General features: G+C 62.3%; 13 protein-coding genes and 1 other RNA gene. 4 read left to right on the plus strand and 10 right to left on the minus strand.

What is annotated here, in order from left to right:
• Positions 1–141: 141 nt before the first annotated feature.
• The 3 genes from AC30NL_RS17225 to AC30NL_RS17235 all read right to left on the minus strand — a co-directional run bounded on the left by AC30NL_RS17225 (position 142) and on the right by AC30NL_RS17235 (position 2,929).
• Positions 142–1,539 (minus strand): carbonic anhydrase, encoded by a 1,398-nt coding sequence (locus AC30NL_RS17225; RefSeq protein ID WP_489465218.1) that lies wholly within the window; start codon positions 1,537–1,539, stop codon positions 142–144.
• Between the two features lie 175 nt (positions 1,540–1,714).
• Positions 1,715–2,043: RNase P RNA component class A (gene rnpB, locus AC30NL_RS17230), an RNA gene on the minus strand.
• A 49-nt stretch (positions 2,044–2,092) separates the two neighbouring features.
• Positions 2,093–2,929 (minus strand): DUF3025 domain-containing protein, encoded by an 837-nt coding sequence (locus AC30NL_RS17235; protein WP_489465219.1) that lies wholly within the window; start codon positions 2,927–2,929, stop codon positions 2,093–2,095.
• Between the two features lie 508 nt (positions 2,930–3,437).
• Here AC30NL_RS17235 and AC30NL_RS17240 point away from each other — a divergent pair.
• Positions 3,438–4,145 carry a hypothetical protein gene (locus tag AC30NL_RS17240; protein ID WP_489465220.1) on the plus strand — a complete coding sequence of 236 codons (708 nt, stop codon included), beginning with the start codon at positions 3,438–3,440 and terminating at the stop codon, positions 4,143–4,145.
• 88 nt (positions 4,146–4,233) lie between these two features.
• Here the strand turns inward: AC30NL_RS17240 and AC30NL_RS17245 are convergent, their stop codons facing one another.
• From AC30NL_RS17245 to pyrC, 3 genes are all read right to left on the minus strand, one after another.
• A complete protein-coding gene (locus AC30NL_RS17245; protein WP_489465221.1) occupies positions 4,234–5,064 on the minus strand; it encodes a hypothetical protein in 831 nt (276 codons plus the stop codon).
• Between the two features lie 167 nt (positions 5,065–5,231).
• Positions 5,232–6,080, minus strand: coding sequence for an NYN domain-containing protein (locus AC30NL_RS17250; RefSeq protein WP_489465222.1), 849 nt, complete (start codon positions 6,078–6,080; stop codon positions 5,232–5,234).
• Positions 6,077–7,132, minus strand: a complete 1,056-nt coding sequence (pyrC, locus tag AC30NL_RS17255) for a dihydroorotase (RefSeq protein ID WP_489465223.1) — start codon at positions 7,130–7,132, stop codon at positions 6,077–6,079. Before pyrC ends, AC30NL_RS17250 begins: the two co-directional genes overlap by 4 nt.
• A gap of 83 nt (positions 7,133–7,215) precedes the next feature.
• Between pyrC and AC30NL_RS17260 the strand changes: the two genes are divergently transcribed.
• The 3 genes from AC30NL_RS17260 to AC30NL_RS17270 all read left to right on the plus strand — a co-directional run bounded on the left by AC30NL_RS17260 (position 7,216) and on the right by AC30NL_RS17270 (position 11,043).
• The gene (locus AC30NL_RS17260) at positions 7,216–7,608 is read left to right on the plus strand and encodes a nuclear transport factor 2 family protein (protein WP_489465224.1); all 393 of its coding nucleotides are present in this window, start codon (positions 7,216–7,218) and stop codon (positions 7,606–7,608) included.
• Complete coding sequence (locus tag AC30NL_RS17265; RefSeq protein ID WP_489465225.1) at positions 7,605–8,108, plus strand: SRPBCC family protein; 504 nt, start codon at positions 7,605–7,607, stop codon at positions 8,106–8,108. Before AC30NL_RS17260 ends, AC30NL_RS17265 begins: the two co-directional genes overlap by 4 nt.
• Before the next feature lie 1,366 nt (positions 8,109–9,474).
• Positions 9,475–11,043: a hypothetical protein gene (locus AC30NL_RS17270; RefSeq protein ID WP_489465226.1), complete on the plus strand. Its 1,569-nt coding sequence runs from the start codon at positions 9,475–9,477 to the stop codon at positions 11,041–11,043.
• 148 nt (positions 11,044–11,191) lie between these two features.
• Here the strand turns inward: AC30NL_RS17270 and AC30NL_RS17275 are convergent, their stop codons facing one another.
• The 4 genes from AC30NL_RS17275 to AC30NL_RS17290 form a co-directional block, all read right to left on the minus strand.
• Positions 11,192–11,659 carry a tyrosine-type recombinase/integrase gene (locus tag AC30NL_RS17275; RefSeq protein ID WP_489465227.1) on the minus strand — a complete coding sequence of 156 codons (468 nt, stop codon included), beginning with the start codon at positions 11,657–11,659 and terminating at the stop codon, positions 11,192–11,194.
• Between the two features lie 160 nt (positions 11,660–11,819).
• Entirely contained in the window at positions 11,820–12,464 is a 645-nt protein-coding gene (locus AC30NL_RS17280) for a hypothetical protein (RefSeq protein WP_489465228.1), read from the minus strand.
• Between the two features lie 341 nt (positions 12,465–12,805).
• Complete coding sequence (locus AC30NL_RS17285) at positions 12,806–14,650, minus strand: hypothetical protein (protein ID WP_489465229.1); 1,845 nt, start codon at positions 14,648–14,650, stop codon at positions 12,806–12,808.
• A 194-nt stretch (positions 14,651–14,844) separates the two neighbouring features.
• A partial coding sequence (locus tag AC30NL_RS17290) for an N-6 DNA methylase (RefSeq protein ID WP_489465230.1) occupies positions 14,845–15,481 on the minus strand: 637 nt, incomplete at its 5' end.

Genomic DNA, 15,481 nt, shown 5'->3' on the forward strand with positions numbered 1-15,481 from the left:
GCAAAGCGCAGCCATAGCTTGGCTATGGCGAGCATTTGCAACGACGAGCAGGGGGCTTTTGGCGTGATGAGCGGGCATGATCGAAATACTCTCAGCCTCTGGGCCGCGTTGCGCGTCATACGCGCGCCTCTAGTCCACTGACTAGTTCGATTCCTTGATCATCCGCCCGCTCGCCGACTGCACCGGCCTCGCATTCATCGGATACAGCCGCGCGAAGATGCCTATCTGCTCTTGTGCAATGGGCACCGGCCTTTTCATCACCATCCAAAGCACGCCTTCACTGCAAGGAGGCGTGGTGAGCGAACCCATGTAGGTGTAGTAGCTGCGTTCGGCGGGCAGAAGCTGGTTCAAGTCCAAGGGAACCTGTGCCGCCTGTTCTTCGCCCTTTTCAAGCGGCAGGTTGTTCCACACCGTCTGCACTATCGAATGCGCGCCACCGCGTTCGAGCAGCACGGCGACGAGCGCGAGGCGACCCTCGGCGTCCTTGTGCACGAGGTGGACGACCATGTCGAATTGCTTGCCCTGGATGCGCTCTTCCGAAGGCCGGTGGAAGTGGAATTGCAGCAGCTCGAAACGCTTGCCGTTGACTTCGATGAAATTGCCCGGCGCCACGTTGACCTGCACCGTGTGGCCGTTGTCGATCACGCGAAAGGCGGTGGGCTTGTAATCGAACTGGATCGGATCGAGGTTGACCTGGATGCCGTCGCGGATGTCGATGGGGCTTTGGCGGGTACCGCTCGCGCATTTGGCGAAATCGGGTTTCAACTTGCCCCAGGCTTCGGGCCCCCCGGCACCGTCGTAAGACCATTGCAAATGTTGCAAGGCAGCGGCCTTGGCATCGTGATGTACCGCGTGATCGTCCGATGCATCCGTTCTGGCGCGGGCGATTTTCGTCGCGACGGCGGGTTCGCCGCGCGAAGCCGCTTGGTCTGCAGCCGGGTCCACCCGTGCGGTGACGTGTGCAGCTGGCATGGTCTTTGGTTCGCCTTGTCGTGCCGTCAACTTCAATTCGCCCGGCCCACCATTTTCAAGCTTGCCCCCGCTGGACAGTGTTTCGCCCAGGCGCCTGCGCAGCTTGTCCATCGGGTCTTCAGGCTCACTTGCAGCCGGCGCGACGCGGGCCGTTGTTTGCGCAGGCATGGTCGCCGCCATGTCGGTCGATTCGACGGCTGAAGCAGCCGCGGATGCGGCAGACGCCGCGGGAGCCACGCGCTTGCTCTTCTTGCCTTTCTTGCTCTTCTTTGCGACCACCGGCTTGTGGACGACTTCAGGCTCGCCCGGCCAAAACGCAAGTGCCGCGGCACCTGCGGCGCTGACGGTGAGCACGCTCGCCCCGATGAGGATCAGCAGCTTCTTCGACAAGGGAATGCGAAACGGCATACGCGACTTCAGATCGAGCTTGGGCAGCCGGGCCATGAAGGCCGGCATCTTCAAAGTAAATCGCTTCTTTGGCGCGGGCTCGCCATCGACCGGGCTTTCAACCTCCTGGTCGAGCACGGGCGCGGCAGCGGCAACCGCAGCGGGTGGAGTCTTCGCCATGACCGGATATCGGCCACTTTTGCGCAATGCTGAACGTTTTGCTCGGTGAAGCGTGAAAGGTGAAACTGGGTTCCGTACTTTTCACCGAGCGGCGTGCGTCGGGGTTCAAGCCGTCAAATCAATCTGCAGGATTTGCACGGGCGGTCGTGCAAATCACGAGAACGAAAAAACGTAAGTGTGAAGCGAGCCGATAGGCCGGATTCTGTGCGGGGGCGACTTCTTTCGAAGTCACTCCCGTGACCGCCATTCCTCTGGGCCGTGCATCGCTGCGACGGCTCGGTGCTACCTACCCGCACACTCTCCGGGCCAGATCAACGTGTGCCTACTTGGTATTGCTGCGCGTAGAGATTGCCCGTTTCACCCGAACTGAATCGGCTCGTCTCTGTTGCTCTGATCCTCACCTCACGGTGGACAGCCGTTAGCTGCTACGCCGCCCTGTGCAGTCCGGACCTTCCTCCAGTGCACCCTTTCGGGCCTTGCACCAGCGGCGGTCTGGCTCGCTTCACGGGGGCGATTATCCCTTCATCCCGAGACTGCTCATCACACTGCCAAATCAAATTAAAGAGCGACAGCCCGCGTTGGCATCCTTCGACATCCGGGCAAGTACTCGAAACACGTGACGGTCGTCATAGAACATGGGCGACTCGTTCTCGCTCCACCATCCCGGCACACCGAGCACACCGAGCACAGGCAAAGGCAACCACGGCTTGGCAGCAAGCCGCTCTGCGCGCAGCTCGTTCAATGCGAACGAATCAAGATCGGCACCCGGCGTCACGGGCCACACATGCGCCGTGATCGCTTTGCGCGGCATGACGAGTTTTTCAAGCAGCGCGTGGCCGAAGAGCGTGAGGCGTGCATCGCTCCAATCGACCCGACGCGTGATGAACAACGTCGACCAGTCGCGCGACCGAAGCGACTCGAACATCGCCTCGCTCATCTGCCACAGCGCAGCGTTCTCGTCGAACAGCGTCAGCGCATCGCGGACACTGCCACGCGTGGCGCGCACGCCCATTTGGGCGATCTGTTCCGCCTGCAGTTCATTGAGCCGTCGCTTGATCTGTGGAAACACCAGCCACACCAGCCCATTGAACAAGTCGTGCAGGTTGTCTCGCGTCGGCACACAGCCCGTGCGGGCGATGAACGATTCATAGGCCTCGTCCGGCGCAAGTTCATGCTGCGCGACGAAACGCAGCGAGCCCGCGGCGAGGCGGGGTGCTGGCTGCGCCAGTTCGTTGAGCGCTTCGGCCACCGATCGTTGGGCATCGAGCAGCGCGCAGGCCGACATGCCCAACCCGCGGTACGGTGACAGCCATGGCCGCTGCCAATCGATGGCCTTCCAGAAACCCGTCATGTGCATGCGCCTCCACGCAGCAGCCATTGAGGCATTCATTGTCAACGCCATCAACCCTGTTACCTTTTACAGTGGTGTGAAAGAAATGCGCTGATAGGCTGCGCGATCCTTCAACCGACCTTCCCATTCGAAAAACAATGAAAAGCTCTCTCGCTCTACTGGGATGTCTGCGGTTTGCAGTTGCGGGAAGACCTCGCCCACAAACGTCTCCTGTTGAACTGCCAGGGTTCATCATCAAAGGTCACTCGTTCGAATGAGTTTCATTCATAGACCTCGCCACATGCGATGGGTGGCCGCTGGCGCAGCCGTGATCTGCGCAACAGTTCTATCTTTCGGCTACCACTACCGCCAGACGGACCATCCAGGAACTCCGGCACTTGAAAGTCGCCGCTCCAACGCGGCGCCGTCTGTTGGGCTCGTCGAAAAGCGCGACGGTAATCTGCCAAGCGCCGCTACCGCGACGGGCCCCAGCAAGATCAGTCCCGCGAGTGCGACAAAAAGTATGGCGGCACTTCTCAATGACTCGAAAGACTTGCGCGCCTTCGCCATGAACGCAATCAACAGACCAGAAGCCGGAGGGGTGACCTACGCTGCGTACGCAGCCAACCTTTGCCTGGTTGCGCGCACAGCTGTGTTAGTGACGATCATGGACTGGACTGCGGAAGATTTGCCTCGCGCAGACCTTGAAGACCCTCATCTCTTTGCGATCAGGAATGCGTCGTACAAAAGGATCAAGGCCGCCTGCCAGAGTTTTTCCGACTACGAGAGCGGCGGCGAGCGCGACATTCAGTTGATTGCGCAAGCGAAGGCGCAAGGGGACGCGCTCGAGAAGGTGGCGCTCCAAGTCAAGACCGCGATCGCATCCAACGACATCAGCCGACGCAAGTCTGCTCTTGCGGCCGTGCTGAACAACGGGGATCCCTTGCTGGTGTCCAATCAATTGGAGCGATTGCTGCTGGAGAAAACGCCGGACGGACTTGCATACTGGATCGACGGCAAGCAAGTCCCTGTCATGAATTCTGCAGTTCTGCAGACTGCATTGGTTGTCCTGCCGTGCCGACTCGGCCTGGTTTGTGACGAACGCTCACCGGAGGTATTGGCACCCTGCTTGAACAGCGGAAAGTGCTATGCAAGCCGGGTCGAATTGGCCATGGCAAACCTGCCTGATGACGCGCAGCGAGCCAAGTTGACGAGCACGCTCGCGAGTCTTGAGTCAGCTGTTCGGGCGCGTCGGATAGATCGGTTTCTTCCTTGAGACCGAGTTCACGAACTCGGACAACTCACCCGACTAGCTTCGCAGTGGCGTGGGGGTGAGGGGCGTGGCGCGTTCGGATCGGATGCTGCTATTTCTTCTTGGCCAATGCGATCGTCGGTGTATTGCGGGCCCCAAGCTGCTTGACCATCTCGGAGGTCATCGAATCCATTTCGCCAAGGATTCGCTCACTGGTCGTAGCGATGGTCGTGAACTGTCCTGTCGTGGGGTGGTCGATGTTGCTCAACGCATGCTCGAAGAAGACCATCTGTATACGCGCCATCTCGATCCGGTCGGCGACCTGAGGAAACTCCGTCTTCGCCTCGTCGAATGCGCTGATGGCTGACTTGAAATCGGCCGTCGCCTTCAGCGCGCGCGCCTTCACTTCCGGCGACTTGGCCCCAGTTTGATAGACGAGGTAGGCGCTTGCAGCGCGCTGGGAGAGCATCCTTTGCATGGCCGCCAAGTTGACCATCGCCGCAGGCGCCTCGGCTCCGGATTTGATAAAGCCCTGTGTCACCGTTTCGGCATTGCCCAGCAACGCCTCGCTGAGCTGCGAGGCTTGCTGCATTGTGCTGTCGCTCGGCGGCATCGCAGTCACTGCGGCCAGCTTGTCAATGAGGGTCGATTGCGTCTGCAAGGCCGCGAGATTGGAGTCCTTGGCAACGGCTCGCAGTGAGGCGTTGCTGCTCTTCAGTTCGTCGAGTGAAGACGCAAGAATGACCGTGGCCTTGTCAGGAACGACGTTCAACGACAACTGCGCATAGGCTTTGAGAACACGTTGGCTGAGCATGCGCTGCTTGCCGGCCATCGCCACGCCGTTCAGAACCGCGACGCTTTGTGCTGTCGCCGGAGACAGCGATGCGAGACACCCTGCGAGCACGGATGCGACGATGAAAAGGGGAAGGCCAAGACGCTTCATGGGTAACCTCGAATATGGAATCCCAATTACGCCGCGTTACATGTTGAGCGTCAATGACCGCGCGAGTTGCGCCGCCGCTCCGCGCGCATTTCGTCGCGTGAAATATCCCTGCTTTCTACGGGATCCATGCGCTGACCGCTTTTCCCCAGCTGGCTTCCGACACCCCATCAGCCCCTTGCCGCTTGGCGCTTTTCGCGCAGGACGAACTGCGAGCCGCGACGGTCGAGATCGAATAACTGGGTCGCATCGATCAAGTCGATGAGCTTGCGGTAACCGTAGTTGCGTGGATCGAACGAGGCCTGATTGCCGATCTGCTGGCCCACCGAGCCGAGTGACGACCAGCCGTCTTCGCCGGCCGCCGATTCGACCGCATTGCGCAGCAAGGTGACGAGGCGGGCGTCACGCCGCAGCGCAATGGAATCTTGCTTAGACGGTGCGGCCACTTCCGCGGCAACGACATCCGGCACCGCCGCCGCAGGCTCCTTCGCATCCTTGGCCGGCCCGCGGGTCTTGCGGCGCGACTTCGCGGCCGCCTTCTCCGGCTTCGCGGGCTTCTCAGGCTCATCCGCATCCGACGCAGCCCCGAGGTTCTCCAAGTACAGAAAGCGCGAGCACGCATTCACGAACGGCATTGGCGTCTTCTTTGCCCCAAAGCCAAACACCTGCGCGCCCTTTGCCTTCAGATGCATCACCAGCGGCGTGAAGTCGCTGTCCGAGGACACGATGCCGAAGGCCTCGGGCTGATCGGTGTAGAGCAGGTCCATCGCGTCGATGACCATGCCCATGTCGGTGGCGTTCTTGCCCTTGCTGTAGTCGAACTGCTGGATGGGGCGGATGGCGTATTCGTGCAGCACGGCCTCCCAGCCCTTGAGTCCATCTTTCTTCCAGTTGCCATAGGCGCGGCGGATGTTGGTGACACCCGCCTTCGCCAGCTCGGCCAGGATGACATCGATCTTGCTCGCGGGCGAGTTGTCGGCGTCGATGAGAAGCGCGATGCGGGCTTGCTTTTCGATCACGATGCGGTTCCTTCGACGAGGCGCCATGCCAGCGGCTCGCCGCCGCGCAAAGGCTTGAGTTCGGTTTCCCCGAACGGGACCGTCTCAGGCAGTGTCCACGATTCCTTGCAAAGCGTGACCTTGCCCGTGTTGCGCGGCAGTCCATAGAAGTCCGGCCCATTGAAGCTCGCGAAGGCTTCGAGCTTGTCGAGCGCGTTGGCGTTGTCGAAGGCCTCGGCATACAGCTCCAGCGCGCTCAATGCCGTGTAGCAGCCTGCACAGCCTGTCGCATGCTCCTTCAGGTGCGCAGCGTGCGGTGCGCTGTCAGTGCCGAGGAAGAACTTGTCGCTGCCCGAGGTGGCGGCTTTCACGAGCGCTACTCGGTGCTCCTCGCGTTTGAGGACCGGCAGGCAGTAGTAGTGGGGGCGGAGGCCGCCGGTGAAGATGGCGTTTCGGTTATAGAGCAGGTGATGCGCGGTGATGCTTGCCGCGGTGTACCGGTCGGCCTCGGCCACGTATTGCGCCGCGTCGCGCGTGGTCATGTGCTCGACGACGATCTTCAGCTCGGGGAAATCGGCGCGCAGTGGAATCAGCTGCGTGTCGATGAAGGCCTTCTCGCGGTCGAAGATGTCGACGCACGGATCGGTCACTTCGCCGTGCACCAGCAGCAGGATGCCTTCGCGCTGCATGGCCTCCAGGGTCTTGTAGGTCTTGCGAATGTCCGTCACGCCTGCATCGCTGTTGGTCGTGGCGCCGGCCGGGTAGAGCTTGACGGCCACGACGCCGGCATCTTTCGCTCGGCGGATCTCTTCTGGCGGCAGTTTGTCGGTCAGGTATAGCGACATCAGCGGTTCGAATTTCATCCCTTTCGGCACGGCGGCCAGGATGCGTTCCCGATACGCCGCCGCCTGCGCCGCGGTAGTGACCGGCGGCTTGAGATTGGGCATGATGAGCGCGCGGCCCATCTGCCGGGCACTGTGCGGCACGATGGATGTGAGCACCGCGCCGTCGCGCACGTGAAGGTGCCAGTCGTCGGGACGGGTGATGGTGATGGAAGTGGTCGATGCGGTCATGCTGAGGATTTTCGCACCCGGGTTTCTGCATCCGGTCACGCCATCCCTGCGTATACCCAGGCACCTTTTGTACGGAGGTCTCCATGAGCCAGCCTGTCCAGATCGTCCAAGCGATTTACGAAGCCTTTGGGCGGGGCGACGTACCCGCACTCGTCGCCATGATGTCCGATGACGTGGAATGGATCCATCGCGGCGAGATCGGAGTGCCCTACATGGGCCGCTTCGTCGGCAAGGAAGCCGTCGCGAAGTGGTTCGGCCTCGTCGCCGAAGCCGACGGCATCCAGGCCTTCGAGCCGCGTGAATTCCTGGCAGGCCCCGACCACGTGACCGTGCTCGGATGGGAGCGCACGAAGGCGCTGCCCGCGGGCAAGGTGTTCGAGACGGACTGGGTGCACGTGTTCACCGTGCGCGGCGGCAAGATCACGCGATTCATCGGCACTTACGACACCGCGGCGTCTGCTGCCGCGCGCCAATGAGCGCAGTGTCGGTTGCGCCTGCCGAGGCAGCGCAGTTCCAGCTCGTGAGCAACTGGCACGTCGACGCGCCCATCGAGCGAGTGTGGGATGCATTGAAGGCCACCGAAGAGTGGCCTTCATGGTGGCGCTATGTGAAGTCGGTGCAGGAAATCGACCCCGGCGACGCTGACGGCCTGGGCGCCATACGCCACATCGCCTGGAGCAGCCGGCTGCCCTATGGCGTGGCCTTCGACGTCGAGGTGATGGAGATCCAGCGCCCGCGCCGCATGCAGGGTCGCGCCAGGGGGCAACTCGACGGCGTCGGCACCTGGGAGCTGACACCCGAGGGCGAGACCACACGCGTTCGCTACATCTGGTGCGTGAACCTCGGCACGCGTTGGATGCGCATTGCCGCACCACTGGCCGCGCCGGTGTTCCGCTGGAACCACGACGGCGTGATGCGCGCCGGGGCGCAGGGGCTGGCGCGGCATCTTGGTGTGAGGTTGATCGGCGCCTATTGAGACCGGTTTTGCAGGCGGCAAGACTTCGCACACCGCGGATTCGCGGCATGTGACACCAGGCGATCGAGATGCCCCACCGATGCCTTCGCCTCGTGACCGCTGCACTGACCACTTCAACCGGATGGGCTGGGACAACGGCGTCATCGCAAGAAGGACCGTTATCACCGTCGTAGTTGATGGCGTGGCTCATGAACTGGTGGTCCATGGGCGCCGGCCACTTCCCATCTGATTCGACGAAGTTGCCGTCGAAATTGCCCAAGCGCTTCCGTAACCGCGCATTTGCCCGATGTGCCCGTGCCGCTTCCTGAGTCGCAGTTCTGGCTGATCGACACCCCGACGGTGATCCCCGACATGAGCGGGGCCGATCCGAAGATTCGGATGTAGTGGTTGTCTTCACTGTCGTTGAAGCCTGCGCAACCGGCGCTGTCAGCGCCCCAATATCCATCGCCTTCCCGTCCGGAAACACGATGCGCTGCCATCCAACCAGCCACGCGAGATTGCCCATAGGCCACTTCGCTCGAGCGCACTGGTTCACGCTGCTGGGCCTGGGAGAGCCTCAGCCCCTGCGCAGCTGAGGCGATTCGCGGCGCACCGCGTCCTGCATCGACTTCACATCCTTCCGGGTGAATTCCCCGCCATCGTCAGCGGACCGATTGCGCTCGTCCGTGTTACCCAAAAACAGCGGTTTTTGAACCACGCCGCAGCGACGCATTTCAGCCCAACAAGAGTGGGCGAGCCACCGCTGAGATGAGGTTGCGACCCGGCTTCGCATATTCGGTCGCGCCTTCGCATCCCGGCGGCCTGCGCAGCATAAGTCTGGCAAAAAATCGCCACCCACAGCAACTTGCAAGCAAGCGCCAAGGAAGCCGAGAGAATGACCAACACACGAACCAGCACCACCAGGGGCACTCCATCATTCGACCCGCAGGCATCTGAGCAAAGCACACAGGAAGCCGCGTCGCAGTCATCTCGGGCGAGTAGCAGAAGCGCAACCATCGCGCCCATCAGTCGCAATGAAAGCGAACTTGACCCACTCCAGTCATTGCAGCAAACGCGCCTGGCAGGATCTGCCGACGACAACAGCGCCCGAAGCAGTTCCCATATCACCAGCGCCTACGAGGACGGGCGCCTCTATGATTCCCGGTCCTACGCGGAGTGGGAAGCCTCGCGCGTCGCAAGTCATCCCGCCTCTCGGTCGACTACGACAACCCGCGCCAGCACTGCAGCGCCAGCTGCCACCCCCACAGTGCCTTTCAGCGTTAGCTCCGAAAGCGCGCCGCGCAATACAGCGAGCTTGCCGCCTTCGTTGCCGACAAGCCGTTTCGCGCCCTCGTCCGCCCGTCCTCCGCTCCCTCCGCCACAAAAGATGAATACACAAGCAAGCAGCTTGGGCAGAAGAGCGAGTCGAAGGCTCGAAACGGCTTTGAAAATCGTGGATAAGGACTTCCTCTCGGCGTGGTCAGATGGAACAAAATCCGTACAACACATCAGCCAGTCGAACAACTTTCCCGATCTCCGTTACGTCTTTACTACGAGCGGATCTTTGACAGACAAAGGCAAGAATAGTTTTGCCCAACTGAGCATCGAACAGAGGGCGCTATTTGATGAGGCGAATGCCAAGAGACGGCAAACCTTGCCAGACGGAGTCCATGGGATGAGCCGGGGAGGGTCGGACAGGCCCATCTCCAGAAGTCAAACGCCCTCAGCAGCGCTGAAATTCATGGACGACAAATTCCTCTCTGACTTGTCAGATGGAAGGCAATCCTTACGGAACATTGGAATGTCGAACGACTTTTCGGGTCTCATCCATAAATATTTGAGTTCCGACGGATCTTTGACAGACAAGGGCCAGAATATTCGTGCCCATCTGGACGACAAACAGACGGCACGATTTGATGCGGCGCTTGCCCTGAGAAAGCAGACCTTGTCAGCCAGCGTCCTTGCTGAGATAAAGAAGGCCCAATCGAGAGCGTCGAAACGTTCCGGCGCAGGATCAAGCAGCCATCAACCGTCGTCCCGGCAGGATCTGATCAGTCAATCGGGTGGCCCTTCCATCAGTTCCAGCCACCAAACGCCCCCGAATGACCTAGCCAGTCAATTGATGTCCGCACAGCAGCACCACGTCGATGAGTCAGCAGTCGCAATGGGGAGAGACGATTCCAGCCCGGGGCCCTCGTTCTTCAGCGGTCTGACCCCTTATCAAAATCAGTTCATGCCATCGCAGGCGGCCGGCAATTCCCCAAGTCTTCACGGGCAAGAGGTCGACAGCAGGTGGAGTCGGGCCGCTCTGTCGCGCACCCCGCAAGGTTCATCCCTCAGCCGTCACTCCACTCCAAATTCTCCAACCTTCGGTGGACTGACTCCCTTCATTGATCTGCCCACTCCATCGCATTCCCGAAGCAACTATCCAGGCAGTTCCAGCCACCAACCTTCGCCCCAGAATGACCTGATCAGTCTCTTGAAGTCCCCGCAGCCGGCACAGAGAATGAACGAACCTTCCACCCCTGGCTCGGCGGATTTCCGCGGCCTGTCCACTCCAGGGGCCTCGTTCGATTTGCCCGAAGGGTCGCATTTCTCCAGCATTCGATCAGCCTCAACACACACAGATCTTTCTTCGCTGCGTTCAGAGATTCCCGAGGACAGTTTTCGCGTTGTCGCCGAGGGGCTGTCGCTCACAGATCACATCAACACTCTCGCCGACTTGGAGGCATATTCCAACGTCCCGGCGGCATCCCTGAACCGCCTTGTTTCTGAACAAACTGCGAGCGATGGTTCGACCCGGCTTCAACTCACTTCTGTTGGAGATGCTTACCTGAATCGATTCGGGTCCGAGGAGCAAAGACATACCCTTTCTCACGCCAGCTCGACGCGATCCAAAAGGCGCTTGTCCCTGGTGGACGAGCTTCGCAGCACGCAGTCGAACCGTAAGCGGTAAGCCAACGGCGTCATTTCATTGCGAGGTACCGCTGCCCACAATTGCTGCAATAGTGTCCTGTTGAACTACTACCGCGATCACCGCGACAGCATGGGCTTTCACAGCGACGATGAGAAGTAGCTAGGCCCGACGCCGGTCATTGCGTCAGTCAGCATCTCGCACCTTTGTGCTCAAGCACAAGACTCGACCGCCTGGAGCTACCTTCGGGCAGCCTGATGCTGATGAAGGTGCTCACGCAGAAGACTGGGACAAGTCCAAGGTCTTTGACCCAGCCATCAACAATTCGAGCGTACTTCCGTGTTCCCAGGTGCGGTGATCCGTGAATTCGACTTGGGAAGAGGAAGTCCTCGGATTTCAGCCCCGCTTGCTTGATCCACTTCTGCACCGCATCGCGCATCGCCGACGTGATCTCGAACTGCACAGGGCGTTGGGTTTTGTGCTGCATCACGACAGCGCGCGTTGCGACTTGGTCGCTGTGGCAGATGTCTCGTACCCGGAGGGCAACAAGATCACAGCCACGCAGCTTGCTGTCGATGCCGAGGTTGAAGAGGGCAAGGTCGCGCGTCTTGCCCTTGTTCCATGACTCGCGATGATCACGGTTGGTAATGGATTCCATGATGGACTCCCGTCTGGTTGAGGGCCATCAAAGATGCGCCCACGACGGACAACGTGCCTGCTCCCCTGCTCCTGGCCAACGTGGCGCTACGAGGCGAAGGAAGCGGCCAAGGAAGCCACCAACTAAGAGCCGCGCCGTGCCACGGTGCTCGGCCGTGTTGTCAACGTGACGGGACGCGGATCTCCACGTTCTTGTCCTTCCATTGCAGCCAGTACGGGCGCCCGTAGAAGCCGATGTTGCAGGCCTGCGGCATCTCGTCGTCGTGGACGTCGATGGCGATGTAGCGCTGAGAGCCGCAGGTAGCCTTGGTGGAGTTTGACCCCGCCGGGAAGCAGCCCGGTCGCGTCCTCACGACCAGCGTGCGCTGCTGCTTCCAGCGCACCGTGACGTAGCCCGACGCGACTAGGCCGCCGGGCGCGTCCAGCTCGGCGTAGTTCGGATCCAGGACCTCGCCGCCACGCAGCTCGGTGCCGCTGCCGTGTATCCACGCCGGCGTGGGTGCATCCTCCTTGTCGATGACCTCAAGCCGACGTTGCTGGAGTAGGTCGCCCATCAGTTCTTCGCACCATGCGGGCGGACGCCCACTGCGCCCGATGGCCAGCAGGCCGTCGCGCGTGCGCGCGTAATGCGCCAGCTCCGCGGCCGCCGCGCTCACCTGCATCAGGCGGCCGTTGGCGATGATGCGCACCTCCTTGCGCCGTTCTTCCGCCAGGCACTTGCGTAGTGCGGTGGCGTCGTTGCGCAGCGGCGCACAGACAGTGGCGGCCGTGGCCGGCGGAACGGGCACGCGGGGAACCGGTGACACGGCGGCCGCGACTGGGGCGGGTTCCTCCTGCACCGGTGCTGCTCCCGGGGGCGCGAGGCGTTGGCGGAACGACTCGGCTGCGGGCGGTTCGCGCTGCTTTTCCCGTTTCGGGATGCGCTGCGGGCGCTCCGTCGGTTCGGGAACCGCCACTGGCCGCGGAGGCGGTGGCGCGGGCTCGCTGCCACCGATACGTATCGCGCGGCCGCTCGGGCAACGTACGGGCGAGTCGACGAGTGTCTTAGGGCCGTCGCCCTCGCAGCGGTAGATGTCGTCGGCCAGCGCCGGAGAGGCAGCGGCGAGCAGCCCGCCCGCCAGGAGGATGGTGCCGAGGGGAAGCATGCTCACGATCCGCCGACGCTGAATTCTTTGCCGGTGTATTGTCCCTGGAAGCTGCGGATGTCGAGCGGGCCGATGTACTGCTGAACTTCCTGGCGCCAGCGCTTGTGCTCGGGGCTGCCGGCCTCGTAGGCGTAGCTGCTGCCCATGCGCTGCACCGGCGTGTCGAGCAGGCCGATCACCGTAGAAGGCTCGTAGCTGCTCAGCAGCACCGTGGAGATCTTCGCGCCCTGGTTGACGATCACCCAGCGCACCGATTCGTAGGACGACAGGGCCAGCACCAGCGGCCGCGGCGAATGCCGAACGACCACTCGGATGGAACGGTTCGCACGGCTGCTGCCCGTGCCTTCGTAAGCGCCGATCATGTGCACGACGGCATCGCGCGGAAGGCCCATCATGGCGGGTGCGGTCGCCCGCGCCGTGGCGCTGGCCGTGGCCGAGCGCTCCTGGGACTGCTGCGCATCAACCTGCGCCTGTAGCTTCGCGAGTTGCGCCTGCAGTTCGTATTCGGCCGCCACCTTGTCGAGCGGCACCGGCTCGCTCGTGGTCTTCACTACGTCGGCCACCCAGGCGCCCTGGCCGCGGCGCATGAAGCCGGGGCGATCGCCGGTCGGGATCAGCAGGCCCTGCATGCCCGCCGGGTCGACCGGCGCCACGACCTGCGCGGCGATGTCGAACACCCACGGGTTCAGGCGCATGCGGTCGGTCAGGTCGAGCGAGTCGACCAGCAGGCGGTTTTCGTCGAGCTTGGCGAAGGTGGCGCCGAAGGTGGGGGAGGTCCGGTAGGTCCCGCTCTCGCCGCTCTCGAGGTTCAGCCAGCTGATGTGCGGATGCGAGGTGAACACGACCAGCCTGCCCTGCTGCATGGACACCGGCTGGCCGGAGCTGATGCCCTGGCCGGCGGTGATGTGCAGGCGTTTCAGTTCGGTCGCCTGAAGGCCGGCGGGCGCGCGCTGGTGTTCCATCAGCACCAGTTCGCGCGCACTGCCAAGCAGGGTGCGTGCCGCGCTGCCCGGCAGCGAGGTGGCGACACTGCTGTTCTTCGGCGCCAGCGGATGGGGCGCCAAGTTGCCCGTCAGGCCGTCGGCCAGCGTGGTAACGCCGCTGCGTTCGGCGATCACGAAGCCGGTGACCTCGGGCAGCCAAGTGAGCACGTTCTGCCCCCCGAGGCGGTCCCAGAGACGGTGGCCGTTGCTGGTGTCGAAGAAGGTGACACCTTGTCCGCCGGTCTGCTGCAGGGCGAGCACCCGGCCGTTGGGCGAGACGCGGCTGGCCCAGGGGCTGGTCATCATGCGCGGCAGCTTCGCGATGACGGCGCCGGTGGGAAGTTCGACCACCGTTGCGTCGCCCACGGTGTCGCGCAGGACCGCCACGCCGGCCTGGCTCGCAAAGGTGCCGTCTGTGATGTACGAAAGCGGCCCTTGCGGCAGCGGCGTGCCGGCCGTGGCGGGCTTGAGGGGGCGCAGCGGTGGCAGCGACATCAGCACGCCGACCGTGCGTGTGCCGAGAAAGTCCTGCACCGCTTGGTCCTGGGCCTGGAAGCAGATCTGGTCGAGCCCGAGGGCCTTCACAAAGGCCACCGAGTCGAGGCGACCGATCGATACCTGCTGCGAACACGCGAGGCCGCGCAGGGCCATGCGCGATTCGATCTGCGCCTTGACGGCGTCCACCTGCTTGGTGTCGCCAGCCAGCAGGCCCAGGAGCCGATCCCGGGCCGCCTGCACCTCAGGGGGCGGCGGGTAGGCCGCATTTACCTTGGCGGGCGCCGGCATGGCGGCTTCCTCGATCCGGGTACAGCCCGACAGAGCGGCAGCGAAAGCGCACGCCAGCAGCATCACCGTGGTCTTCACAGGGTCTCCCCCTCATCTACTTGCGAGGGGCGGGATTGTGACAGGCTCCCGCGCCGCGGCAAAAGGGCCAGTGGAGGTGCCGAAGAGGGGCGGGCCGATCGCGGGCGTGACCCATGGATGCCGGTGCCTCCTGCGCATAGTTCATTTAGGCTCACCGAGGTGAGCGACTGCTCTAGGTCGGGTCCAATAACCTACTACGGCAGAAGAGGCAAGCCGAGTTCCTTCAAAAACTCGTTGTGCTTTGCTGTCGCCTTCTGAATATCGCCCTCGATCCTGACCAACTCGGCATGCGTGGTCGCAAGATCGACCTCTGCCTCCTCCTCCGCGGTGCTGACGTAGCGCGAGATATTGAGGTTGTAATCGTTCTCCACAATCTCCTTCATCGCCACACGCCGCGCGTAGCGGTCTTGTCCGTTGCGCTGCTGGTAGGTCTGGACGATGCGTGCGATGTGTTCTTCCGTCAGCTGGTTCTGGCGCTTGCCCTTCACGAAGTGCTCAGCGGCATTGATGAAGAGCACGTCGTCGGGCTTCTTGCATTTCTTCAGCACCAAGATGCACACCGGAATGCCGGTTGAATAGAACAGGTTGGCGGGCAGCCCAATCACGGTGTCGATGTGCCCGTCGTCCAGCAGCTTGCGGCGGATGCGATCTTCAGCACCGCCGCGAAACAGCACCCCGTGTGGCAAGACGATGGCCATCACGCCATCGTCCTTCAGGTAGTGCAGCCCGTGTGTTATGACCCGATGTAATTTCGGCTTGCCGAACCACGCTAATCGAGGTTGAGTCATGGCACCTGTCCCGCGATGTTTTCGGCGGTGCCCGCACATGTTA

The organism is Rhizobacter sp. (assembly GCA_021153565.1).
In the GTDB taxonomy this organism is placed as follows: Bacteria; Pseudomonadota; Gammaproteobacteria; order Burkholderiales; family Burkholderiaceae_C; genus Albitalea.